This window comes from Roseivirga spongicola (genome assembly GCF_034376045.1).
In the GTDB taxonomy this organism is placed as follows: Bacteria; Bacteroidota; Bacteroidia; order Cytophagales; family Cyclobacteriaceae; genus Roseivirga; species Roseivirga spongicola.
Genome location: NZ_CP139724.1, coordinates 4,188,417 through 4,211,581 on the forward strand (window position 1 = coordinate 4,188,417; position 23,165 = coordinate 4,211,581).

The window sequence follows — 23,165 nt, forward strand, 5'->3', positions numbered from 1 at the left end:
ACTCATGAAAACAATCACCTTAAAACTCATTGCCATAGGTCTTATTTTCTGCACCATGGCATGCTCATCTGTTTCAAATTCATCATCTATGAACAGGACAAACAACAATTCCCCGCTCAACTATTTAGCCTTGGGCGATTCTTACACAATTGGTGAAAGTGTGGCCGAAAGTAAAAGATGGCCTGTGCAATTGGCTGAAAGGCTTCGAGCTGACGGTATAGCTATTAATGACCCAAAGATTATCGCCACAACAGGTTGGAGAACGGACCAACTCAAAGCAGCTATTGAAAAAGATGATGAATTACTCGAAACGTATGACCTAGTTTCATTACTTATTGGTGTAAACAATCAATACCAGAACCGATCGGTAGAGAGCTTTGCTCCTGAGTTTGAAGAACTACTTCAAAAATCTATTGAATTAGCAGGTAGCAATACAAATAAAGTTTTTGTGGTATCCATTCCAGATTATGGAAAAACCCCATTTGGTGCTTCCAAAGCAGAAAAAATCGCTAAAGAACTAAATGAATACAACCGAGTTTCTAAAGAGATTTGTGAAAAGTATAAGGTTGAGTATTTCAACATAACCCCTATTTCTAGACAGGCCGATCCTGATGCAAAACTTGTTGCCGAAGACAACCTCCACCCTTCTGGTGAGCAGTATCGCCAATGGGTAGAGTCTTTTTACAAAGAGGTTAAGAAAATTGCGAAGTAATGAGAGCCTTCTTCCTTCTTTTCACTATAGTTCTTGGGCAGTCTTTAGTTTTTGCGCAAACCACTGGCCCTGAAAAAGGCCATCTGATTATTGCTGGAGGCGGCTTAAAAGACAAGGCTGTTTTCGACAAGTTTATCGAACTGGCTGGAGGAAGTGATTCTCACATTGTGATAATACCTACAGCCGGTGGTTATGAAGTTACCGAAGAGGCAATAGAAAGACTCACTCAAGAATGGCTAAATAGAGGCGCTAGCAAGGTGAGCATCTTACATACCATAAACCCTGATGAATCAAATCAAAAAGAATTTGCTAATGTTTTAGATGAGGCTACGGGTGTTTTCTTTCCGGGTGGTAGACAATGGAGATTGGCCGATTCCTATTTGAACACTTTGGTTCATAAGAAGCTCAACCAGCTTTTGAACCGAGGAGGAATTATAGCTGGCTCTTCTGCCGGAGCCACCACTCAAGGTTCATACTTAGCCCGCGGTGACTCTAAAACCAACACCATAATGATGGGCGATCATGAAGAAGGACTCAGTTTTATAAGCAATATCGCCATAGACCAACACACACTGGCTAGAAATAGACAATTCGATATGTTTGAAATTCTGAATAAGCATCCCCAATTATTAGGCATTTCAATAGATGAAAACACTGCTATACTTGTTTCAGGGAACGAATTTGAGGTTTTAGGTCAGAGTTATGTCATGGTTTATGATGGCACTCACTGGGATCAAACCAAGGGGGAATTCGTAAAAAACGAAGCGCATCAAGAACGATTTCATGTTCTTAGGAAAGGTGGAAAGTATAATATGAAAGAGCGAAAGGTAATAAGATAGGTTATTGCTCCAAGCTCAACTCTAAACGAACATTCAGCTCTTCTTTCACTTTTAGCAACCCTAAAAACTTTTTGGGAGGCTCTAGGTCAAAGTAGCTTAAGTTGAGTTCAAATTCTGCTTTTAGAAGCTGTATTCCGTTTTCTTCCACCAGAATAAAAGGAAGCTTCTCCATGTATAGCTCCTTGCCTACCAGCTTAAGCCTTAATGAACTGAAGTAGGCGTTTTCCTCCTGAAAGAACTGCTCTACCAAAACATGAATAAACGGATAGTCATCAGACTGAAGCGTTTTATTAAAGTCTCTATTGAGCATTTTATTGCCACAACCAAAGCCATTTACGGGTAGGTATATATCCATCAACGGACTATCTCTTACATACTTTGCATCAAATAATAAAGTATCCTTTTCATTGCTCTGTTGATAATCACAGGCAAAACGTCCAAAAGAGGTTACCCCGTCTATAATAACAGTCTTCCCTGTTACCACATGAAAGTCTTGCGCCTTTACGGATAACAGGGAAATACTGCAGATTATGAATATGATTGTTCTTCTGATCATGCCAATTTAGGCTAACTCATATAACTCAATCACATTTTTTAGAAACCAATTACTGCCTCAATGACAATACCGTTGAACTTACCATCTTGATACTTAGTGTTGGTGTAGCCAGCCCCAGAATACTCTTGGTTCACATATTCGAGTTTCATAAGCACATTGTCGGTCATGAACCAACCCCCACCAAGGTTAAATCTACTAATCTCCTGAGTAGCTGCCACATCGCTCACTTCTCCCTCAACAGAGTTGTATCTAGCCCCTAGGTACCACTGCTCACTCACACCAAATCTGTACAAACCTTCAAGACCAACTTGAGTAAAACTACCTCCTACAGCGTCATCTCCGTTAGAACTCACTTCATACACTCCAAAGAATTCAAGCCCTTTAAATTTCACAAATGGGTTAATTTGTACCGCTGTGTGGTATGCAAAACGAGGGTTAAATCTTGGGTCGAAATCACTTCCACCTGCTGCTTCAGTAGCCAAAATATTATAGTATCTGGCACCAGCTCGGTCTCCATTATAGATGTAGTCTCTTGTGCCCTTTTCTGAACTAGAGTACAATGAGCCTGTTAGCCTCAATCTAAGGTCATCATTCATTTGTTTGTCCCAACCTACTTTACTGAAGAAAACAAAGCCATCGTCACCTTTTATTGGGCTTTGGTTTAGTCTACCATTGGTTACACCAGCCACCAATATCCAATCGGCAGGTTGTAAGGTTACTTCTAAGAAAGGTTCAGTAGTAAAAGCATCCATTATGTAATTGCCAACGAACGGGTTGTAAATTGCCATGGCATTATCAGATCTTCTAAACTGAGCATCTCCATAGTTTATTTGATCCATACCAACACGAATGGTTGCTATTTCCATTAAACCAGACAAGAATCCCTCCTCTATAAAATCTAACTTATCGAATTGCAAGTACCCACCCTTCACATAGGCTTCTGTATGGTGACGAGAAGACAGGTAAGTTCTCAAGTGCATGCGCATACCGTCTGCCAATTGAGCATCGATATTTAAATTGGCTGTAGGTAAGTTGAAGTTAGATCCAAGATCTACGAGTGGATCTCCTATTATTGAGTTTTCATGACTCAAGCCTTGAAACTGAAGGGCAAAATCTCCTCCTACCCTTACTCTAAAGCCATCGTACCCGATGGTATCATTTTTAGAGGTTTCAAAAACGTTGATACCTGCTTTACCTACTGGTCTATAATACTGAAGCGATCTGCTTGGGTCTACTTGGGCAAACCCCATGATGCTGCTAAGTAAAAACAGCACTACAAATGTTAGTTTTAGGTTTTTCATAACTATTTAGTTTTGGAAAGTTGCTTTGAATTCGATGGTAACTTCGTCACCAGTTTTAATTGTACCCATTAGGGCCGTTGGCGGGTCTATTTGAAAGTCTGTTAGGCGAAAATCCGTGGTTCCCTTCACCGTAAAAGCATTACCCGATTGCTCCACCTGTATGTCGAAGGTCACGTCTCTACTGAAGCCAGCAATAGTAAGTTCAGCCGTTGCTTTACCTAGAACTGCAGACTCCATGGTACAATGGTTAAGCACAAACTCAATGCTGGGATACTCTTCTGTTTTGAGTGCCTTGTATGCATTTTTGTCCATGCCCTTTTTTCCACTCTTTAGGCTTTCGGCCTTAAGAGTTATTTCCGACCCTGTAAAGCTGGGCACTCCATTGGCGTCCTTCTTAACAGTTATAAAACCCACGGCCTCCTCGGAGGTCATGTGCCAATCGTGTAGGGTTGAAGTTCCCTTAACTACATATTCTTGAGAATTAGGTTTTAGATTTACTTTCTGCTGGGCTTGCAAACTGAAAGCTGCAAACATGAGTATTACCAGGCTCAGAATTTTCACTCTATTTTTAGCTCCACTTTTCATGATTCCGGTTCCTTATTTGATGTACTCAAAGGTATTTAGCCGGTATTCGCTGGAGCGTGACGGGAATCAAGTCTTTTTGTGATCTTTATTACACAAAAACCTGACTTAGATCATGATTTTCGTTGCTGCGGAAAGCATAAAAAAAGAGGCTCTCAAAGCCTCTTTTGGGTGCGTTGCCTGTTAAACACTTCTATCTATTTGATATCGTTAGCTTTAACCAATGGCAATTGCACTTCAATTTTTAAATCATCTTCACATTGTACTGCACCACCAAAATCTGTTGGAGGCTCCAGACCAAATGCACTGAATTTTGACTCCGCAGTAGCAACTATCCAAACAATTTCATCCTGCATTCTGGTAGAGAATGTAAACAACAGATCTACATTCTTTCCAGCCATATACAAATTGCCATGCATTTGCATGGGTTCATCATTTAACTGGGAAAAACCATAGGCAAAAAAAGTAACCAGTGGGTTGTCTTCCGTAAGTAAAACAGATTGAGCTTTCTTGGTCATTCTCTTATTCTCAGCATTCTTTATGGTCTTTGCATCTATGTTTACAATAACCCTAGACAAATGCTGCAACTGATCTCCATTCATCAGTATTTGGGCATCTCCTTTCAACTGGTTGGACTTGAGCATCCATTCCGAAGTATTGGATTTGCCACTAATCACTAGATAGCCTGAGCCATCTACTATCTCGTATTTCTCTTGTGCCTCAGCTTGAACTACAAACACGAGAAACAGTGCTGAAGTTATGATTCTTAAAGTTCTCATGGCCTTAGAATTTACTTAAGTAAAGCTATTGCCATGTCAAAAAAACTTGGCTAACCAGTGTCATAACCAAGTATGATAATTATCAGATTTTGAACACTTTATGAAAAAAAAGTATAGTCAACAAAAAAGCCCTGGAGTACCAAGGCTTTGAAAATAATTTATAGACTTATCTTATTTCTCTTCTTCTAAAACAAGAATGATTTCGAGTTGAAGATCATCTTTAGCTTTAATGGTTCCTGCCAAAGCTGAAGGAGGATCCAAATCGAAATCAGTGAATTTCACATCTCCTTGTGCAGTTACAACTAGCTTCCCGTTCTCAACCTTACTCGTAAAGCTAAAGTCCTGATCACTGTCATAGCCCGCTACATTAAGAATACCAGATACTTTTCCGTCATCTGCCATATCGAAGGCGATATATGAAATAATTGGGTTAGCCTCCGGCTGAAGAGTTTTCATGGCATTTCTTTTAAGGCCAGACTTAGAACTCTCCAAGCTCTCTGTTTTTAGAGTAACCACCACTTTTTTGATTCCGGTTATTTCACTACCCTCCATATAAAGATCGGCACTACCCTTAATCTCTTCCGACACCAGGGTGAAATCGTGCAAATTTGAGGTACCGCTAACCGTTATTTTACTTCCTGTTTCAGCAATTGAGTAACTAGATTGTGCTTGAGCCATTGTACTAAAAAGGACAAGGACTAAAATTGTGAGAATCTTATTATGGCGTTTCATATGCAAAAAATTTAATTGCTGAAATTAATACCTTCTTGATAATTTCCATCGGTTTTTAACTCTTATCAAACAGAAGACCATTTAAGCATTGGGAAAAGAATTTTTAAATTCATTCAAACTTTTCTCTGGGAGCATTCATCCTAAACATGGAAACACGATGAAATGAGGGAAATCAACCTGATGCCACAAACCAACTTTCTCGTCAGAGCTGCTAAGCAAGGTGATGTAATTGCTCTTAACCAACTGGTAAAGCAATGGCAAAAACGCATCTATAATTTTGCTTATAAATACTTTGGCGACTACGACATGGCCATGGATGTAACGCAAAAAACATTCATCTCCATGAGTAAAAACTTGGGAGGCCTAAAAGACGAAAGCAGCTTTAAGCCTTGGCTTTACAGAATTGCTTCCAATTACTGCCATGAAGAAGTGAGAAGGCAAAGCAAGCGCTGGGTACTTCCATTTATGAAGGTAAGTTCTAAAGACGACCAAAAAGACATCAGCAATACCTCATCTAATCATAGAAGTGAAGACCCAGAAAAAGTATTGGGTAATGAAGAGCTCAAATACCTCCTGAAAAAAGCATTAGCTACCCTGCCAGAAGAACAGCGCATGGTGGTAATTATGAAAGAATATGAAGGTTTAAAAATCAGAGAGATTGCCGAAGCAATGGACATCTCTGAGAATACTGTAAAGTCGAGGCTTTACTACGCATTGGGCAGCCTGAAAAAGCTGCTCGACCAATGGAACATTACAAAAGAAACGGTGCATTATGAAATATAAACCGACACAGGAAGAGCTTATCTCCTATTTGTACGATGAGCTATCCGCAGAAGAAATGGAAAAGGTTGATGGGTATCTTAAAGAACACCCTGAGGCCAAACAAGAATTAGAAGAGCTGCAAGAAACCCGCATGCTCATGGGAGACTTTGAGGACGAAGAAATGCTGGAACCTATGGCTTTTATGAATCCAACCAAAAACGAAGAATGGCTTTACTGGAGAAAATATGTCGCCATTGCAGCTACTCTCCTACTCATCATCACTTTTGGAACTTTAAGCGGGTTTAAAGTAGTGAACACTGACCAAGGCATGCAAATTGGTTTTGGTGAAGCGACCCTTGGTTTAACTGAAGAACAGGTGGCCGACCTCATCTATCAAGACCGTGTAAACCTCTTGGATTATGTAAACAACACCTTAGAAGCTCGCAATGATAGCATAGACTATAAGTTCAATACACTACAAGCGAGCCTTACTAATGAAGACTTGGTTAGGCAAACCTTTGAGAACGAAAAGGCCGCTTTTCTTCAAGAGATAACTTTACTCACAGACAAGCTCGGAGACGACTACAAAGGCATTCTTAGAGAAATTGTAGTGAACTTTTCAAACAATATTGAAACCCAGCGCATCGAAGATTTAAGAAACATTCAAGCTGCGTTCGATGCTTTTGAAAACGCAACAGTCAACAGACAGCTAGATGTAGAAGATGCTCTTTTCACTCTATCAGAAAAAGTAAAAACCATCGCAGCAAGTCTTTCAAACAGAAATTAAAATGGTCAAAAACTCAAAATATCTAATCGCTTTTTGCCTGATGCTGGTTACATCTGGGCTTTGGGCTCAAACAGGGAGCAAGTTCAGCCCTATTCAACGAGACACTGAAATAAGCAGAGTCACCTTAGAAAATTTCTTAAAGAAATGGGATGGCGACCCGCTATTGAACAGAGTCCATGAAACAACCAGCTCCTACACTAAAGGAAAAGGTGTTGAATTTCACATTGATGCTCCAAATGCGATGATCTTCTTAGATGGAAGAATTACCTGGAGCAAAAACCAAGACAAAGCGTTGATGGACACGTTTTATGATGAAGAAATCATTCGCCTTCAAAAAGACAGACTCAAAGTAAGCGTTGCCAGATTCTTAGAAGACTTCAGCAGTTACTTACCCAAAGTAGAGGCCAATGAAAGCATCAGTTTTGTATTCAGTGTAAAAGACCCAGTAAATAAGTCTGAAGAACAACCAGGCACATCGCCAAAGCAAAATCTTAGAACCTACCAAATTGCTTTTAGCATTAGCGGAGCAGACCTTAATACGCTCAACTCGAACGACTTGAGTCAGAATGAAATTGAAAACAGAATAAAAACAGCAACAAGATAAATATCTGAATTATGAAAAAAGCAACAATGAAAACCGGCCTATTAGCTATGGCTCTGATGTTCTCAGGCTCTATAGCACAGGCACAGCAAGCTACTTTAGCAGAGACAGTGGTTGTTGACGGTTGGGGCAGAGAAGAACAAGACCTCTCCAAACTTCCCAAAATGGAGAAAGACATTGTAATACTGCAGAACGTTCTAGGCGACCTCTTCGGTAATGGAGATAGTTATTTTTCTTCCAGCAGAAGCGCAAAAGGAATGTACATTCCTGGTGGTGGAGTAATCTTCAGCATGTCTAGTAGAAGTAGCTATGGAGCACTTCTGGTTGAATATGTCGATGTAGCCAGAGTCTCAAGCGGACAAAGTGGTGACGCAGAAGAGGAAGTGGATGTTGAAGAGTTCAACAAGAAGACAGAAGATGCCATTCGCGAAAAGTCTAAAGAATTTCTGACGAACTATGGCAGTCTGCTATCGGAGCTCAAGTCTGGCGAAAAGCTTATGCTGAATGTAGACTACTCAGTTCGTCAAGACAGAGATGGTCAAAGAAGTAGCGGTAATAGAATCACTTTTGTTTCTCGGTCTAATCAAAAGCGCATGCAGAGTAGCATTTCTTACAAAACCTTAAATGATTTCAGCACGGGTAAAATCAACCTTCAGCAAGCGATGAGTGCCGTAGAAACCAGCATAATTGAAGATGCTGAAAAGGATATGACAGACGCTAAAATCTTGGCTGGAATTCTAGACGACCTAATGCAATCTTCAATGGATGGTAAATTCAGAAGAAGATCTAAAACCAACTGGACGTACTTCGATGGTTTCGGGCTTATGCTCAATATCCAAATGTCTACCAGCATGAGAGGGACTGATGTTCTTGTATACAGCCAAGGTTCGAGAGTTATTTCAAGAGTAGATGAATCTGATAAAGAAAAAGAAAGAGCAGATTTGGCGAAAGAGCTAGAAGAAGCCTATCCTGAATTTGAAAACATGTTAAAGGAGAACATCATTCAATATGGCAGAACATTGAGAAGCTTAGGTGCGGGAGAAAGCGTAATTGTGAATGTGGACTTTGGCTCAATTATAAGAGACTCTAAAATGCCAAGAAGCATCAGAATGATTATACCTAAGAGCAGTATTGACGCTTATGCAAAAGGGCAAAAGTCTTTAGAACAAGTGAAGAAAGAAATAGACATTAAAAAGTTGCAAGGAAGCGTTGGCAGTAGTAGTACCTTCATCTATAATGGATCTAGCAACTTCTTTCCTGCAGTATACGAGACAGTTCCAGAGCCACCAGCCGCCCCTGTTATTAAGGGCACAAGCCGATCTAGGTCTAGATCGAATAGATAAGAAAGAACTGATAAAAATGAAGCTCGGTTGGTCACCGGGCTTCTTTTTTTAGGGTATTAGATTAATAGTATTCTGACACCCCGTGTATAGAGATAAGAAGCTCAGCTATTAAAGCTTAATACAACCTACGCCTGCCGTATTATAATCGTCACGGAAACCCATCAAATCTAAGGACGCTCTCCAAACGGAAAAGCTTTGAATATAAATCTGACCAACACTACCCTATGCAAGATGAATGAGGATTGCTGCAACTGAATAATTCATTATTTTTAGTCAACTTTTTAATTATGATAAAGGTCTTAAAATACATTCTCCTGCTACTCTTTATTGGCTTAGTAATTATTCAGTTTATTAACAAACCTGAAAGAATAAGCGAACCAGTTTCTGAAAACGACATGATTGAAAGTTTACAAGTAAATGCAGATGTTGCTGGACTTTTAAAAGCGGCATGTTACGACTGTCACAGCAACCAACCGCGCTATCCTTGGTACGCTTCAATAGCACCAGTGAGTTGGTCTATTGCCGAGCACATAGAGCATGGTCGTAGTGAGCTCAACTTTTCAGAATGGGCTACCTATTCTGCTAGAAAAAGAGACCACAAATTAGAAGAAATGGTAGAAGAAGTTGAGGTGGGTAACATGCCCATGCCTGGCTATGTTGCTCTACACAAAGATGCTAACCTAAGTGCAGATCAGTTTGAAATGCTCAAAGCTTGGGTTGAACAAGAGAGAACCAAAATAGCTCAAGAAAGCAACTAGCTGAAGTTAAGAAATGAGGATTAGTAAGGCAGAGAGCTCTTAGAGAGCTCTCTGCCTTACTTTTTTATATCTAATCAAAACCGCAGAGCATAATACCGTCCCAGAGGGACGAAACATCTGTAGTTCAGATAACTGGAAATATTTGACAGTGCCTTTAGGTACTGAATACGATATAATGCACCTAAAGGTACATAACTCACTACCTGTCAATAATTTACTACCTAAGTTTTGCCCCTCTGGGACAACCAATGGATAGTAAACATTGAACTGATTATTGCTGAAATCACATCTGCACCTCATTTTGATAACTAAATTCTTGGTTCACAACTTTATTATTCTACATTTGTAGAATAGAATTGACAAAAGTAGAATGAACCTACCCAAATCAGAAGAACAATTGATGCAATACCTCTGGGAAATGGAGAAGGCCTTTATGAAAGACCTAATCGAAAAATACCCAGAACCGAAACCTGCATCTACTACTATTGCCACACTCTTGAAACGTTTACTCGACAAGAAGGCTATTGGCTTTAAGAAATATGGCAGTGTAAGAGAATATTTTCCTCTTATCAGTAAAGAAGCATACTTCTCGAACCAAATGAATGGAGTCATAAAAAACTTCTTCAATGATTCTGTTTCTCAGTTTGCCTCCTTCTTCACATCGAAAGAAAACCTTACTGACGAACAACTAAAAGAGCTCCAAGATATTGTTCAGCAACAAATTAACGCACGAAAGAAATGATCGAATACCTCCAGAAATTCATGCTTGGAAGTCTTATGCTCTACAGCATTTACTACCTGCTTTTGAGAAACGAAAAAGCCTTTCGCTTCAATAGATTCTATTTGCTTTTGATTATTCCAATGTCCCTGACAATTCCATTAATAACGGTTCAAACAAGTTATGTGGAAGTTCCGATAGTCACACCTCAGACTTCTATAGAAACACCACAAGAAGAGGTTCTATTTTCAATCCCTATGCAATCTTACGCTACTGAAGAAGAACCTGTTATCTCCAAAGTAGATTGGAATCAAATATTACTCTACTCCTACTTTTCCATCTGCATAGTGCTATTGATCAGGTTTACGCTCAACCTCTACAGGTTGAATAACTTCAAAAAACAAGGTCATTTGATCCAAAAGCAGAACTATCAGCTCTGTTTGCGAGATGACTTGAAAAGCTCTTTCACCTTCCTTAATACTATTTACACCAATAAACCGAAGTACTTAGCCAACCTACTCCCTTCCACCATTTTAGAACATGAAAAGGCTCATGTACTTCAAAAGCACAGTTATGACATCATTCTGATGCAATTGCTAAACACCGCATTATGGTTTAATCCGGTCATCTATCTCATTAAGTACTCGATAAAACTCAATCATGAGTTTCTGGCCGATGAGGCTGTATATCAGACCTCTACTTCCCTACCCGATTATCAAAAGACATTAATAAATTATACCAAACTTAATTCAAACAACGAGCCATTGCTGGCCAGTAGGCTAACCTTTGGCGAAACCAAAAAACGGTTAAAAATGATGGTCAAAGCAACACACCAACCTACATTATGGGTGAAGCAAACTATTGGAATTGCATCCATTCTACTAGCAATATTTCTATTGGGAAAGCATGAAACTATTGCCAAAGAAATTTCAGAAGGTCCTGAAGCTTTGACAAACTTTGTTCATGAAGACTCGACTTTAATAGGAAAGAAAGTAATCCCTCTGGTTTCACTCTCGCCAGATACTAAGGTTCGTTACAAGAATGAAAATGGAAAGGTAATTGAGTCTGAATTCGGCAAACTTTCAAGGGAACAGAAAGTCTTATTCACTTCACCTGAATGCAAGGGTGAAGTTTGGACAAATTCATTTTTTGATTCGACCATTAAATGGAGAAGCTATATGGAATTATTGAATTGGGCCAAAAGAGCCAAGCAAAATAAAATCCCAAACTTTTTTGGAGGAGAAAATGGAATACAGTCTCCACAAGACACTTTGCCAAATAAGTCCAACTTCTTTGCTCCTAGCCCAAATCGGATGGTAAGGTTTATTTCTACAGAAGGAGATACCATTAAAAAACTATATAAGAACCTAAGCGATTCAGAACTCGAGCGGTTCAAACAAAACGAGGCTGAACCTGCATATCTCGCTCCACCTCCTCCAAGAGGAATTGTACCCGACAACTTTGCCGAACAATTCTCAGATGAAAGAGAATACGGTGTCTGGCTTGATGGAAAGAGGATTCGTAATTCAGAACTCAAAAAATACTCTGCAGATCAGATTCATCATTACTGGAAAAGTGTGCTTCATAGGAATGCCAAAAACTATGGGGTTCATACCTTCCAACTCAATATGTACACTAACAAATACTTTGAAGAACGCCTAAACAATGGCACATGGATCAACCTTTTGACTATTCCAAAAGGTGGAATAGAAGAGCTCAAAGAACAAAAGAAGAGTGGTAACAAATCAGGGAATCACCCATTTCCAGGTTAAGTATTCCATGACGACATAAAGACAAGATGGGTAGACGAAAATGGGCAAGTCGTTAAAGATTGGGAGAGAAAAGGAACAGAAGACTTCCAATTTTATGTACCTCCAGTCAAAGCCAGCTCTGTATCGGAAGAGACTCTTCAGGAATACATTTCCAGTCATAATTACTATTTATGGTTAAACAATGAGCCGGTTCTTGATAAAAGTGATTTAGAAATATCAGCAGACCGAATCCATCATACACAGGATATTTTCTCCAACTGATTGGAAAGTAAACACAACAACTCTCAAAGAGCTGCCAGCTTTTTTTGCTTAAGCTTAAATCAAGCCTTGAATGCTCAAAGAAACTGGTCTGACCAGTAATACCACAGACCTTCACACTGTAACATGATTAATAAATATTGAAATAGCAGCTACTGGCCTAAACAGTCATAAAACAAAAAAACCCCGACCAGTGGCCGGGGTTTTATATTTTAGTCAGGTAAACCTACTTATCGATTGAACCTACAACGCGTTTCATAAACTCGTTTAGGGCTTCTTTCTTAGGCTTACCGTCTTTGATGGACTTGCTAACTTCTACTGCTCCGTAGAAATTGGATATTAACTCTCCTAGCACGTCCAACTCTTCGTCTTTGAGGTTTTCACATTCAGTCAGATTCTCAAGTGTTTCGATTGTTTCCAGCACAAAGTCCTGGTCGTTTTGCTCAATAAAATCTGTAATGTGCTTAATTAGCGGCAACCTCATCGACTAAAGCTTTTAGAGATTCGAACTTGTTAGTTTGCACTTGATTCACCAGCTCACCACCTTCATATGCAGCAAAAGTTGGCAAGTTGTCTACGTTTGCTAGTTTTCTAGACTCAGGGAATTTTTCAGCATCTACAATTACAAATGCTGCATCTTCTCTCTCGTTAGACAACTTTTTGAATTTCGGCTTCATGATTCGGCAGTTGCCGCACCACGATGCTGAAAATTGCACAAACACTTTTTTATTCTCGTTTAAAACCTCTTGAAGGTTATCTTGACTCAATTCAGTTACCATAATTACCTCCTCGTTTTTTCTTAGTTATTGCTTAAATAAGCTGAAACGCCTTGTCTGTTTGCAGACATTGCTTCTTTACCTTCTTCCCAGTTTGCAGGGCAAACCTCACCGTGCTGCTGAACGTGAGCATAAGCATCGATTAGTCTCAAGTACTCATTCACATTTCTACCTACAGGCATGTGGTTAATTCCTTCGTGGAATACAGTACCTTCCTCATCAATAAGGTAAGTAGCTCTGTAAGTCACGTTATCACCTTCAATCATATCAACACCAGTTTCTTCATCGTAAGAAACACCTGTGATATCAAGAATATCTAAGGCTCTTGAAAGGTTTCTGTTGCTATCTGCAAGTAGGCTGTAGCTTACTCCTTCAATTCCACCATCGTCTTTAGAAGTATTCAACCATGCAAAGTGAACCTCAGCAGTATCGCATGAAGCACCAATTACTACCGTGTTTCTTTTCTCGAATTCTGGAAGTGCTTCTTGGAAAGCGTGAAGCTCAGTAGGGCAAACAAAAGTGAAATCTTTTGGGTACCAGAAAAGCACTACTTTCTTCTTGTTTTTGATGGCCTCCTCAAGCACATTCAACTTGAAAGTATCACCCATTTCGTTCATGGCATCAACTGCAATGTTTGGAAATTTTCTACCAACGTAGCTCATAATGTTCCTTTAGTTTTTATAATGTAAAAATCAATTCTTAATGATGCTACGAAGGTAATTGACAGCCTTCAAAATGTTGGTCTACTTCCTATTAGTTTTAGGTATTACTTATAGATTCTATCTATATAAATCTGAACTTTATATCCACCTTCAACAACAACTTAACACAGAACACTCAATGTCAGACACTTAGACATTTCAACCTTTCCTAAAGGTTTTCGCTAAACAAGTCTTAAACGAAAAAGTCCGAAAACAGAAAACGATTGCCCTTTTTACATCCTCACATAATAAACCGTTTTCCAAAAACCAACGAGAGCACAATTATATTTTACTCAAATAACTTCACACAAAACATAACATAAGCTAAGACCAACCCAAACACAACAAATCACTAATTCTATAGATTCAATCAATATAATTACTGACTCCGACAACTTATCTTTACCTTCACTTTTCGACATGAAGATTACTGAAGACGAGATAATTAAGGGACAAGATTTAGACAAGTTCTTAAGACAAAGCATGCAGTTTGAGTACTGTACTTTTAAGAACTGCGATTTCACGCAGAAAAACCCATCTGGTATTACTTTTCTAGAGTGCACTTTTGTAGACTGTGACCTATCGGGGGTGGAACTGGTAGACACTGGGTTTAAGGAGGTAAAGTTCAAAAGCTGCAAACTCATGGGTTTGCGTTTCGATCAATGTAGTAAGTTTCTCCTTGCTATGAACTTTGAAGATTGCAAACTCGACTTTTCTAGCTTCTACCAGCTTAATCTACAAGGTGCCCAAGTGATAAACTGCTCCTGTTTGCAGTGTGACTTTGTAGAGGCAAAATTCTCCGAAGGAAGCTTTAAAAATACCGATCTCAGCGAAGCTACTTTCGATAGAACCCACTTGGAAAAAGTAGATTTTAGCGATTGCCAAAACCTCTTGCTCGACCCAGAGAAGAATTTCATTAGTGGTGCTATTATAGATAGAGACCAACTCCCTGGGCTTTTAGCAAAGTACAACCTCATAATCCGGTAAACTGGGCTACCTTTATTTTTCCATCAAACAGAATTACTTGATTTAAACCATGAACGACTCTCATCTTTTCGAGCATCAGGCAATGGCCACATATTTTAAACTGAACATTTATAATGAAGAAGCCAAATATGCCAAAAACGCAGCCCAACAAGCATTTGCTTTAATTGATGATTTAGAAGGCAAGCTTAGCCGGTTCAGACCAGACAGTGATATTTCTAGAGTAAACAAGCTTAAAAAAGATGAGCAACTGCCACTAGATTTTGAAACGTGGGAGGTGCTAAAACTGGCCATATCCTGCCATATTGAAAGCAATGGTGCATTTGATGTTGGCGTAGCTGAACACATGAAAATATTTAGAGCGGCCAAAGAAGGCATCCTAAATGAGTATGAAACCTTCAAGGCATTAGAAAAAGCTCAAAATTCTAAAGAAGAATCAAGCCTATTTGTAGACCCTGACCAACCTAGAGTTTACTGTGTCAACCCTGGTATGTTCTTCGATTTAGGTGGAATTGGCAAAGGCTATGCTTTAGATAAAATTGATGCTTTAATGAAGGACTTGGGTATTGAGACCTATACATTAAGTGCTGGCGACAGCACACTTCACATCAAAAATAACCTAGCCATCAAACCGCATTTCACATACCCTATTGCTGCCAAACAAGACCGAAAAATAGTAGAGCTAAGCAATATCAGTGTAAGTGCCAGCGGTACTTTCCACCAAGGAAATCACATTTTTGATCCGAGAACAGGAAAAAACGACTTCAAACCAGAATTTGACAGAGTTTGGGTGGCTGCCAAAACCTCTTCCTATTCCGATGCCTTTTCTACTGCTTGCTTTATACTCTCTTTGCCAGAAATAGAAGATATAGTGCAAACGAATGATCAAATTGAGTGGGTCACCTATGCAATCGATGGAAAGCTAACTACACTTAGGAAAAATCAGCTATCTTAAAGGCTGGATTTCAATTGTCCACTTTACTATTTTTTGAAACGCGAAAATTCAGATTGTTATGGAAAAAACTAACAGAAGAGACTTCCTAAAAAGGTCGTCCCTCTTCGGTACTGGTCTTTTACTGGCCAATCCCTTCAACATTACAGCTAACCCTTTAAAGGCTGCCGACAAAGTAAACATTGCTATTGTTGGTTGTGGTGGTAGAGGAAGCGGAATGATTTTTAGCAACATTCCAAAAATCCCTAGTGCCAACCTAGTGGCTGTTTGCGATATTATTGAAAGCAGAAGAGAGCGTGCTAAAGAGCGCTACAATGCTCAATACGATGCCAATGTAAAGGCTTATGAGGATTTCTATGAAATGATAGAAAAGGAAAACCTCGATGCAGTAGCTTTTGCTACTCCAGATTTCTGGCACATGCAACATACCGTAGATGCTCTAAACGCTGGCATCCATGTGTATTGCGAAAAAGCCATGTCTAACAACATTGAAGATGCTAAGAAAATGGCTTTAGCCATGAAGAAAACTGGCAACTTACTTCAAATAGGACGCCAAAGAAGGTCTAACGATAGGTATCGTTTTACTCACCAAGTTTTGCTTGAACAAGAAAAAGTTCTTGGCCGCTTAACACATGCTATGGGGCAGTGGAACCGTTCTGAAATTTGGACTCAGCAACCTAACAAGAACGATAATATCGACATTAAGCAGTTGAACAAGTACGGTTTCGACACTATAGACCAAGTGTACAACTGGAGAAACTACAAAAAGCTTGGTGGTGGAGTTGTTTCAGATTTGGGTTCTCACCAAATAGATATCTTCAACTGGTTCTTAGGTGCATATCCGCATACGGTTTATGCCACAGGTAACAACTCATATTTTGGCCTAGAGCAAGCCGATACCATGGCTACCATTTTGGAGTATGACACTCCTGGCGGACCTGCCATAGGTATATATGAGAACATTTCGAACTCTAGAGCCATAGGTGTTTATGAGCGATTTATTGGAGACGAAGGTTCTATGAACATTTCAGAAAGCACCGAAAACAAGATTTTCAGAGAAGCGAGTATTCCTGAAGAGAAATGGCAAAAGTTTGTTGACAAAGGCTACATAGCTAACCTTGCCGATATGAAAGAATACAAAGAGAAAGAGCTTGGTGATTCTGGAATTAAAGAAACCGCTCCGCAAATTAGCTACGACATTAAAGACATGAGCGGAATGAAGAAGGTGTACAACCTGCAAGCGCATACGGCTCACTTATACAACTTCGTAGAATCAGTTCGTGAGAAAGAAACGCTGAACTATGATGCCATTGAATCTTATAAATCTGAAGTATGTATTTATAAAATTCATGAGGCCATCAATGCCGGTGGTGGTAGAATCAAAATCGACCCGAAAGAGTACGATATATAATCACCATACTACTCCAACATACAAAAGGCCATCCAAGATATCTTGGATGGCCTTTTTGGTACATTATCTAAATAAAATCAGTCTTAGAAGCTAAAAACCTTGTGGAGCCTGTAAAACAAGAACCTCCCCTAGCTTAGAAAAACTAATGGGAGATTCCCTATCTAATCAGATATGGTAATTCTGTTTTAAGACTGGCATAAACACATATTAATTCCCTCTGCCAGAATTTTCTAGCTTCAAGCTCTCGCCTTCTTTGATTTTCTCTTCAGTTTGTTCATCAACCAGATCATAACGAAGTGTTCTGCCTTTAAGAGTAGCTGGCAAACCATAGGCCATCCACTCAGGCATTGGAGCCCCTTTCAAGTAGTGATCAAAGAATTGTCCCATTCTAACAGAGAGGTCTTTTCTGTTCTTTCTTTGACGCAAGTTGTGCGCTTCATCATTATAAACTACCATCCAAGAAGGCTTCTGTAGTCTTCTCAAAGCCATATAAAACTCAATTCCCTGATACCAAGGCACAGCACCATCAGCATCGTTGTGCATAATGAATAGAGGCGTTTTGATATTCGGCACACCAAACAATGGCGAGTTTTCAATGTATAGATCGAACTTGTCCCATAACGTTCCACCAATTCTAGACTGAGTTTTTTCATACTGGAACATACGGCTCATACCAGAACCCCAACGTACACCACCATAAGCTGAAGTCATGTTAGAAACTGGAGCACCTGCACCTGCTGCAGCATACATATCAGTTTGCGTAACAATATGCGCAACTTGGTATCCACCCCAGCTCTGACCTTGAATAGCCATTTTACTTTCGTCTACAAAACCTTTAGCTACCACGGCTTTAGTTGCAGGAACTACGTGGTCCATTGCAGACTTTCCTGGTCGGCCATCTTCATACTTAATGTCTGGCACAAGCACCAAATAATCATTACTTACAAAATAAGGAATGTTCACAGTACTGGCACTTGGTGCAGGGCTTGGGTGACTATGAAGAGAATTAGACCTTCTTTCATAGAAATAAGCAATTAGAGGGTATTTCTTTGTTGGGTCGAAGTTCTCAGGCTTGTAAAGAATAGCCTGCATAATCTCACCATCGTAACCAGACTCAAACTCTACTAACTCAGCAGTACCCCAGTTGTAAGGATCTTCCTGAGCGTCCATATCTGTTAACTTCTTAAGGCCATCCATCTCTACGCTATTAGCAGCATAAACCTCAGGATATTCCTCGTAAGTAGACATTCTCACTAATACACGATCAGCGTCTTTAGCCTTGTTTAGGCCATAAACACTCATGTCTTTCATTACAATTTCTGCAGGAGTCATTGGGTCGTCCATGCTTCCATAAGCATAACCTGAAGCTTTGGTCCACTCATTGAAAACGCTTAGAACTGCCTTTTCTCTGAAGTTGATGAAGTCCTCGTCTCTATCTAGTCTTTGATATCTATAAGTTAGCTTGTTAGCTCTGCCATTACCATTGGTTAAGTTCACAGCAGCTCTTTGACCTTCTGGTTCAAACTTCCAGATATCGTAACGATCGTTGATGTAAATAGCCTCGTCTGAAGGTGCCCATCCAGCAATTCCGTAGCTCCCAGCTAATGAAGGAGAATCGTGAAGTTCATTAGCAAAACTCACGTCCATACCAGCAGTTAGGTTGGTGATTTTGCCACTAGCCACATTCATTGTATAGTAGTCGCCATCTTGCTGATTGAACCAATAGATATATTCACCTCCAGGAGAAAGTGATGCAAAACCTATTGTGCCTTCTAAAAGCAATTCTACCTCACCTGTTCTAGCGTCTACTTTATAGTAATCTCTTGGCAATTGAGTATCCCAAGTGTATTGTGTTCTGAATCGCTTATCATCCATGGCAATGAAGAAGTCGCGATCATTTTCTGTATCAATGTAAACCGACTCAAGATCAGAACCTTCTAATTGTACCAACGAACGATTGGTAAGATCATATAGCACCTGATAAGTTCTATTTTTCTCTCTTGTAGCCTGCAACTTCTGCATTGGCTGAATGTATGGATCATTGTAAGACCAAACATCTACTTGAGGTCTTTCTTCTTTAAGAATGGTAGTGTCGCTCTCGTAAGCGTATTCCATTGGGTCAGGAGCAGTTCCGAAGAAAAGTCTCTTTCCACTTTCCGAAAATCTGAGGCTACTGTTATCACTTACTCTCCAACCTTCAGGAATTCCGGCAGTCATAGAATCTGCTAAAATATTGGCTGCCCCATTTCCAGACCAGTACATTACGCTCCAAACTTTGTCGTCTTCATCTTTCTCACTACTAGTAGCGAAAAATGCTAACTGATTTCCAGCCTCACTTACCGACATTTTTTTATAATCGGTCATTCCAGAGCTCAGCTCCATTGGAGTTCCAGTTGCAGTGTTCATTGCAAACAGACCAGCCGGATTTAAAGAGTCTACTTTGTCTAACTCATAGTATAGGTAATCTCCCTTCTTAGACATGGTATAATCCATAACACCAGTTACGCTAGTCATAGCGCCTGTAGACATATTATAAAGAACAAGCTCAGTACCCTTAGATTTAGCTCTAGGATCTTCTGGCTCGCTTGGCTCTTCTGCCGCAGCTTCAACCTCTTCTTCCTTCTTTTTCTTTCTTTTCTTTTTCTTAGAAGTCTCCTCTTCCTTTACCTCCTCCTTCTTAGGTTCAGGCTTTTTCTTCTCTGGAAGCGGCTTTTCGTGCAACCAAGCTATCCATTCATTAGACTCTTCTGGCAGTTGATAGTTCTTAACTCTAGCGAACTTTTGAACTTCTCCGTTGCCCAAATTCAAGACAAAAAGAGAGTCTTTTGGCATCTTGCTAGCCGCTGTTTTCTTCAGCTTCAATTCTCTTTCTTCCTCATAAGCAGGCTTAATTTCTCCTACTACGTACTGACTGTTATTTGAGAATGAATACCTAGACACACGGTCTATCATAATGGTCTCATTGGTGTTTAGGTTGCGGATTTCTAATTGAGCATCGCCCACCTGAGGGCTTATTCTCCATCCGGCCCATTGACCATTATTACTAATACTCACAGACTGAAGTCCTTTCCAGTCGTCATAAACATCGTGAGTTAGTGGCTTTTTCTGAGCCCAGCATACAGTCGCCAAAACTGTAAAAAACAAGATGAGCCTTACTTTTTGAGTTGACATATTCTAGTTGTTTAATATTGATACCCCACAAATATAATTGACTGGCTGTGTTGACAAAGACTTCTTATATTGATGGATTCAATCCAAATAATAAACTTCAATGAAACTTAGATTTTCACTAACCCTGGCCATGCTTTTTATTTTTGGTTTGGTACAGGCACAAAAGTCAATAGAAGACGTAACCTCTGGAGCTGAGAAGAAAGAGGGTTACTTCACTTATTACTGGGACGAAAAGTCCGGAAAAGTATGGTTAGAGATAGATAAATTCGACACCGAGTTTCTCTATGTAAATTCATTAACCGCAGGTGTAGGCTCTAACGATATAGGCCTAGACAGAGGGCAACTTGGCGGAACTCAAATAGTAGAGTTCAGAAGAGTTGGTCCAAAAATCCTGATGGTTCAGCCCAATTACAGATACCGCGCGGTTTCTGACAATATGGATGAAGTAAAGGCCGTGAAAGAAGCTTTTGCCGAATCGGTACTTCAAGGCTTTAAGGTAGAAGCAGAAACAGATGGAAGAGTTTTGGTTGACCTTACTTCCATGTTGCTTTCCGATGCTCATGGCGTAAGCAATACTTTGAGCAGATCTAGACAAGGTAATTTTAGAGTAGACGCAAGCCGATCGGCCATCTACCCTCCTATGCTGAAAAACTTTCCTAAAAATTCAGAATTTGAAGCTACAATTACCTTTACTGGTAGTGGAGCTGGTGGTTACCTGAGAAGCGTAACGCCTTCATCGGATGCCGTTACCGTAAGAATGCACCATTCTTTTATAGAATTGCCAGACAATGGATACGAAAGAAGAAAAGCTGATCCGAGATCTGGCTACGGAACTATAAGCTATTTAGACTACGCTACTCCTATTCAGGAAGACATTCAAAAAAGGTTTACCAGAAGACATCGCCTTGAAAAGAAAAACCCAAAAGCACGCGTAAGTGAGCCAGTAGAGCCAATTAGATACTATGTAGATAGAGGAGCCCCAGAGCCAATTAAATCAGCCCTTATTGAAGGTGCGAGATGGTGGAATCAGGCTTTTGAAGCTGCCGGCTATAGAAATGCGTTCCTAGTTGAGGAAATGCCAGAAGGAGCCGACCCGCTGGATATTCGTTATAACGTCATACAATGGGTTCACCGCTCTACTAGAGGTTGGTCTTACGGTTCTTCTGTTACCGACCCAAGAACTGGAGAAATCATTAAAGGTCACGTAAGCTTAGGATCATTAAGAGTAAGACAAGACTTCTTAATTGCCCAAGGTTTATTAACTCCGTATGAAAACGGCACTACGCCTGATCCAAGAATGTTAGAAATGGCACTAGCCAGACTAAGACAACTTTCTGCACACGAGGTTGGCCACACCATTGGTCTAATGCACAATTATATCTCTAGCACCAACGACCGTGCATCAGTTATGGACTATCCGCATCCGAAAATTGACCTGGTTAATGGCAAAATCTCACTAGCCGATGCGTATGATGTTGGTATAGGAGCTTGGGACAAAGCAGCCATTACTTGGGGTTATCAAGACTTCCCAGATAACGTTGACGAGGATAAGGCCTTAGACGAATTAATCGAAAAGCAATTTAAAGATGGCCTAGGCTTCATTACCGATTCAGATTCGAGACCAATTGGTAGCAGCCACCCTCAGTCACACTTATGGGACAATGGCAAAAGTGCTACTGAAGAATTGAACAGGTTGATGCAGGTAAGAAAGCTGGTAATGAACAACTTCTCAGAAAAGCAGATTCCGGTTGGAGCTCCAATGACTACTTTAGAAGAGGTTTTAGTTCCTATGTATATGCTTCACAGGTATCAGTTAGAAGGTGCTGCTAAAGTTATTGGTGGAACTTACTACAATTATAAACTAAGAGGTGATAGCCAGCCACTCCCTAGAACTGCTCCAAAGGCAGAGCAAGAAGCAGCTCTGAACGCGTTGTTGCACACCGTTCATCCGAGCAACTTGGCTTTTCCAGAGCATATTTTAAAAATGATCCCTCCGCGTGTTCCTGGTTTTGGACGTTCTCGTGAAACTTTTAAAGTGAGAACAGGAATTGACTTTGATGCTGTTGCACCAGGCGAAACCATTGCTGGTGCCGTAATGAGCTTTATATTCAATGGCCAAAGAGCTACTCGTTTGGTACAACAAAAAGCAATGGATTCTAACCAAATCGGCTTGACTGATGTAATCAATACAGCCATAGAAAACACTTTTGGTAAAACATATACGAATGATTATCACCGTCAGCTCAACTTTGCAACAGAAAACCAATTGGTTTATGCCTTAATGGATCTATTCAAAAACAGAGGAGCATCGGCACAAGCGAGGTCTGAGGCTTTACTTGGCTTAGAGAAAATTCAAACTAAAGTAAGTAGAGGTGGCACAAGTGGCGACTCTAGTACCGCTGCACACCATGCTTTCTTGCGTCTGACTATTGAGCAATTCATGGAAAATCCGCAAGAGCTACAATTGCAAGATGCGCTTACTCCACCAGACGGCTCTCCTATTGGAATGGGAATGATGCACTGGTGCACTTTGCATGACAACCATTAACAGATTACACTTTGTGCCTTCTTTGTCGGCTATGACTGAAAGAAGGCACAAAGTTTTTTAAGTCTAGACAATATTCGCTGTTACTTTTACATTACATACACGTCTACCTGCTGAAAGCTAGC

General features: G+C 40.1%; 22 protein-coding genes. 13 read left to right on the top strand and 9 right to left on the bottom strand.

Annotated elements, in window-relative coordinates:
* The first annotated feature begins 4 nt into the window (after positions 1-4).
* Positions 5-712: an SGNH/GDSL hydrolase family protein gene (locus T7867_RS18325; protein ID WP_322299639.1), complete on the top strand. Its 708-nt coding sequence runs from the start codon at positions 5-7 to the stop codon at positions 710-712.
* Positions 712-1,551, top strand: a complete 840-nt coding sequence (locus T7867_RS18330; protein ID WP_322299640.1) for a cyanophycinase — start codon at positions 712-714, stop codon at positions 1,549-1,551. The genes T7867_RS18325 and T7867_RS18330 overlap by 1 nt, the downstream gene beginning before the upstream one ends.
* Before the next feature lies 1 nt (position 1,552).
* On the opposite strand, the gene T7867_RS18335 is transcribed toward T7867_RS18330, so the two are convergent.
* From T7867_RS18335 to T7867_RS18355, 5 genes are all read right to left on the bottom strand, one after another.
* On the bottom strand, positions 1,553-2,107 hold the full coding sequence (locus tag T7867_RS18335; protein ID WP_288343078.1) for a hypothetical protein: 555 nt from the start codon (positions 2,105-2,107) through the stop codon (positions 1,553-1,555).
* 38 nt (positions 2,108-2,145) lie between these two features.
* Positions 2,146-3,408 carry a hypothetical protein gene (locus T7867_RS18340; RefSeq protein WP_288343080.1) on the bottom strand — a complete coding sequence of 421 codons (1,263 nt, stop codon included), beginning with the start codon at positions 3,406-3,408 and terminating at the stop codon, positions 2,146-2,148.
* A 6-nt stretch (positions 3,409-3,414) separates the two neighbouring features.
* A complete protein-coding gene (locus T7867_RS18345; RefSeq protein WP_322299641.1) occupies positions 3,415-3,993 on the bottom strand; it encodes a YceI family protein in 579 nt (192 codons plus the stop codon).
* Positions 3,994-4,187: 194 nt separating this feature from the next.
* The gene (locus T7867_RS18350; RefSeq protein ID WP_068224606.1) at positions 4,188-4,769 is read right to left on the bottom strand and encodes a YceI family protein; all 582 of its coding nucleotides are present in this window, start codon (positions 4,767-4,769) and stop codon (positions 4,188-4,190) included.
* 171 nt (positions 4,770-4,940) lie between these two features.
* Complete coding sequence (locus tag T7867_RS18355) at positions 4,941-5,501, bottom strand: YceI family protein (RefSeq protein WP_084375755.1); 561 nt, start codon at positions 5,499-5,501, stop codon at positions 4,941-4,943.
* A 162-nt stretch (positions 5,502-5,663) separates the two neighbouring features.
* On the opposite strand from T7867_RS18355, the gene T7867_RS18360 reads away from it, so the two are divergent.
* The 7 genes from T7867_RS18360 (at position 5,664) to T7867_RS18390 (ending at position 12,242) form a co-directional block, all read left to right on the top strand.
* Positions 5,664-6,284 carry an RNA polymerase sigma factor gene (locus T7867_RS18360; RefSeq protein WP_245660269.1) on the top strand — a complete coding sequence of 207 codons (621 nt, stop codon included), beginning with the start codon at positions 5,664-5,666 and terminating at the stop codon, positions 6,282-6,284.
* Entirely contained in the window at positions 6,274-7,050 is a 777-nt protein-coding gene (locus tag T7867_RS18365; RefSeq protein WP_068224612.1) for an anti-sigma factor family protein, read from the top strand. Before T7867_RS18360 ends, T7867_RS18365 begins: the two co-directional genes overlap by 11 nt.
* Before the next feature lies 1 nt (position 7,051).
* Positions 7,052-7,654 carry a hypothetical protein gene (locus tag T7867_RS18370; RefSeq protein WP_157717718.1) on the top strand — a complete coding sequence of 201 codons (603 nt, stop codon included), beginning with the start codon at positions 7,052-7,054 and terminating at the stop codon, positions 7,652-7,654.
* An 11-nt stretch (positions 7,655-7,665) separates the two neighbouring features.
* On the top strand, positions 7,666-8,994 hold the full coding sequence (locus tag T7867_RS18375; RefSeq protein ID WP_068224618.1) for a hypothetical protein: 1,329 nt from the start codon (positions 7,666-7,668) through the stop codon (positions 8,992-8,994).
* A gap of 287 nt (positions 8,995-9,281) precedes the next feature.
* Entirely contained in the window at positions 9,282-9,752 is a 471-nt protein-coding gene (locus T7867_RS18380) for a heme-binding domain-containing protein (protein ID WP_068224621.1), read from the top strand.
* A 370-nt stretch (positions 9,753-10,122) separates the two neighbouring features.
* Positions 10,123-10,494 (top strand): BlaI/MecI/CopY family transcriptional regulator, encoded by a 372-nt coding sequence (locus tag T7867_RS18385; protein ID WP_068224625.1) that lies wholly within the window; start codon positions 10,123-10,125, stop codon positions 10,492-10,494.
* Positions 10,491-12,242, top strand: a complete 1,752-nt coding sequence (locus T7867_RS18390; protein WP_068224628.1) for a M56 family metallopeptidase — start codon at positions 10,491-10,493, stop codon at positions 12,240-12,242. Before T7867_RS18385 ends, T7867_RS18390 begins: the two co-directional genes overlap by 4 nt.
* Positions 12,243-12,726: 484 nt before the next feature.
* On the opposite strand, the gene T7867_RS18395 is transcribed toward T7867_RS18390, so the two are convergent.
* Genes T7867_RS18395 through T7867_RS18405 form a run of 3 tightly spaced genes read right to left on the bottom strand, consistent with a single transcriptional unit; the run spans position 12,727 to position 13,938 of the window.
* Positions 12,727-12,984, bottom strand: coding sequence for a DUF6952 family protein (locus T7867_RS18395; protein ID WP_273276814.1), 258 nt, complete (start codon positions 12,982-12,984; stop codon positions 12,727-12,729).
* On the bottom strand, positions 12,965-13,279 hold the full coding sequence (locus T7867_RS18400; RefSeq protein WP_068224633.1) for a thioredoxin family protein: 315 nt from the start codon (positions 13,277-13,279) through the stop codon (positions 12,965-12,967). Before T7867_RS18400 ends, T7867_RS18395 begins: the two co-directional genes overlap by 20 nt.
* 20 nt (positions 13,280-13,299) lie before the next feature.
* Positions 13,300-13,938, bottom strand: a complete 639-nt coding sequence (locus tag T7867_RS18405) for a peroxiredoxin (RefSeq protein ID WP_068224636.1) — start codon at positions 13,936-13,938, stop codon at positions 13,300-13,302.
* 459 nt (positions 13,939-14,397) lie between these two features.
* Here T7867_RS18405 and T7867_RS18410 point away from each other — a divergent pair, with 459 nt between their 5' ends.
* From T7867_RS18410 to T7867_RS18420, 3 genes are read left to right on the top strand one after another with little or no spacing between them, the layout of a single operon-like run.
* Positions 14,398-14,964 (top strand): pentapeptide repeat-containing protein, encoded by a 567-nt coding sequence (locus T7867_RS18410; protein WP_068224639.1) that lies wholly within the window; start codon positions 14,398-14,400, stop codon positions 14,962-14,964.
* A gap of 49 nt (positions 14,965-15,013) precedes the next feature.
* A complete protein-coding gene (locus T7867_RS18415; protein WP_068224642.1) occupies positions 15,014-15,916 on the top strand; it encodes an FAD:protein FMN transferase in 903 nt (300 codons plus the stop codon).
* A gap of 58 nt (positions 15,917-15,974) precedes the next feature.
* Positions 15,975-17,324, top strand: a complete 1,350-nt coding sequence (locus T7867_RS18420; RefSeq protein ID WP_068224645.1) for a Gfo/Idh/MocA family oxidoreductase — start codon at positions 15,975-15,977, stop codon at positions 17,322-17,324.
* 207 nt (positions 17,325-17,531) lie between these two features.
* Here the strand turns inward: T7867_RS18420 and T7867_RS18425 are convergent, their stop codons facing one another.
* Positions 17,532-20,495, bottom strand: a complete 2,964-nt coding sequence (locus tag T7867_RS18425; protein WP_068224648.1) for a S9 family peptidase — start codon at positions 20,493-20,495, stop codon at positions 17,532-17,534.
* 100 nt (positions 20,496-20,595) lie between these two features.
* On the opposite strand from T7867_RS18425, the gene T7867_RS18430 reads away from it, so the two are divergent.
* Positions 20,596-23,043 (top strand): zinc-dependent metalloprotease, encoded by a 2,448-nt coding sequence (locus T7867_RS18430; RefSeq protein ID WP_068224652.1) that lies wholly within the window; start codon positions 20,596-20,598, stop codon positions 23,041-23,043.
* Positions 23,044-23,165 lie beyond the last annotated feature (122 nt).

Bases quoted from the DNA above. Each gene is read 5' to 3' on its own strand.
- T7867_RS18350 (WP_068224606.1), bottom strand. From the start codon at position 4,769: ATGAGAACTTTAAGAATCATAACTTCAGCACTGTTTCTCGTGTTTGTA.
- T7867_RS18335 (WP_288343078.1), bottom strand. From the start codon at position 2,107: ATGATCAGAAGAACAATCATATTCATAATCTGCAGTATTTCCCTGTTA.
- T7867_RS18345 (WP_322299641.1), bottom strand. From the start codon at position 3,993: ATGAAAAGTGGAGCTAAAAATAGAGTGAAAATTCTGAGCCTGGTAATA.
- T7867_RS18340 (WP_288343080.1), bottom strand. From the start codon at position 3,408: ATGAAAAACCTAAAACTAACATTTGTAGTGCTGTTTTTACTTAGCAGC.
- T7867_RS18410 (WP_068224639.1), top strand. From the start codon at position 14,398: ATGAAGATTACTGAAGACGAGATAATTAAGGGACAAGATTTAGACAAG.
- T7867_RS18375 (WP_068224618.1), top strand. From the start codon at position 7,666: ATGAAAAAAGCAACAATGAAAACCGGCCTATTAGCTATGGCTCTGATG.
- T7867_RS18405 (WP_068224636.1), bottom strand. From the start codon at position 13,938: ATGAGCTACGTTGGTAGAAAATTTCCAAACATTGCAGTTGATGCCATG.
- T7867_RS18390 (WP_068224628.1), top strand. From the start codon at position 10,491: ATGATCGAATACCTCCAGAAATTCATGCTTGGAAGTCTTATGCTCTAC.
- T7867_RS18360 (WP_245660269.1), top strand. From the start codon at position 5,664: ATGAGGGAAATCAACCTGATGCCACAAACCAACTTTCTCGTCAGAGCT.
- T7867_RS18430 (WP_068224652.1), top strand. From the start codon at position 20,596: ATGAAACTTAGATTTTCACTAACCCTGGCCATGCTTTTTATTTTTGGT.
- T7867_RS18395 (WP_273276814.1), bottom strand. From the start codon at position 12,984: ATGAGGTTGCCGCTAATTAAGCACATTACAGATTTTATTGAGCAAAAC.
- T7867_RS18325 (WP_322299639.1), top strand. From the start codon at position 5: ATGAAAACAATCACCTTAAAACTCATTGCCATAGGTCTTATTTTCTGC.
- T7867_RS18420 (WP_068224645.1), top strand. From the start codon at position 15,975: ATGGAAAAAACTAACAGAAGAGACTTCCTAAAAAGGTCGTCCCTCTTC.
- T7867_RS18385 (WP_068224625.1), top strand. From the start codon at position 10,123: ATGAACCTACCCAAATCAGAAGAACAATTGATGCAATACCTCTGGGAA.
- T7867_RS18330 (WP_322299640.1), top strand. From the start codon at position 712: ATGAGAGCCTTCTTCCTTCTTTTCACTATAGTTCTTGGGCAGTCTTTA.
- T7867_RS18425 (WP_068224648.1), bottom strand. From the start codon at position 20,495: ATGTCAACTCAAAAAGTAAGGCTCATCTTGTTTTTTACAGTTTTGGCG.
- T7867_RS18365 (WP_068224612.1), top strand. From the start codon at position 6,274: ATGAAATATAAACCGACACAGGAAGAGCTTATCTCCTATTTGTACGAT.
- T7867_RS18400 (WP_068224633.1), bottom strand. From the start codon at position 13,279: ATGGTAACTGAATTGAGTCAAGATAACCTTCAAGAGGTTTTAAACGAG.
- T7867_RS18370 (WP_157717718.1), top strand. From the start codon at position 7,052: ATGGTCAAAAACTCAAAATATCTAATCGCTTTTTGCCTGATGCTGGTT.
- T7867_RS18380 (WP_068224621.1), top strand. From the start codon at position 9,282: ATGATAAAGGTCTTAAAATACATTCTCCTGCTACTCTTTATTGGCTTA.
- T7867_RS18355 (WP_084375755.1), bottom strand. From the start codon at position 5,501: ATGAAACGCCATAATAAGATTCTCACAATTTTAGTCCTTGTCCTTTTT.
- T7867_RS18415 (WP_068224642.1), top strand. From the start codon at position 15,014: ATGAACGACTCTCATCTTTTCGAGCATCAGGCAATGGCCACATATTTT.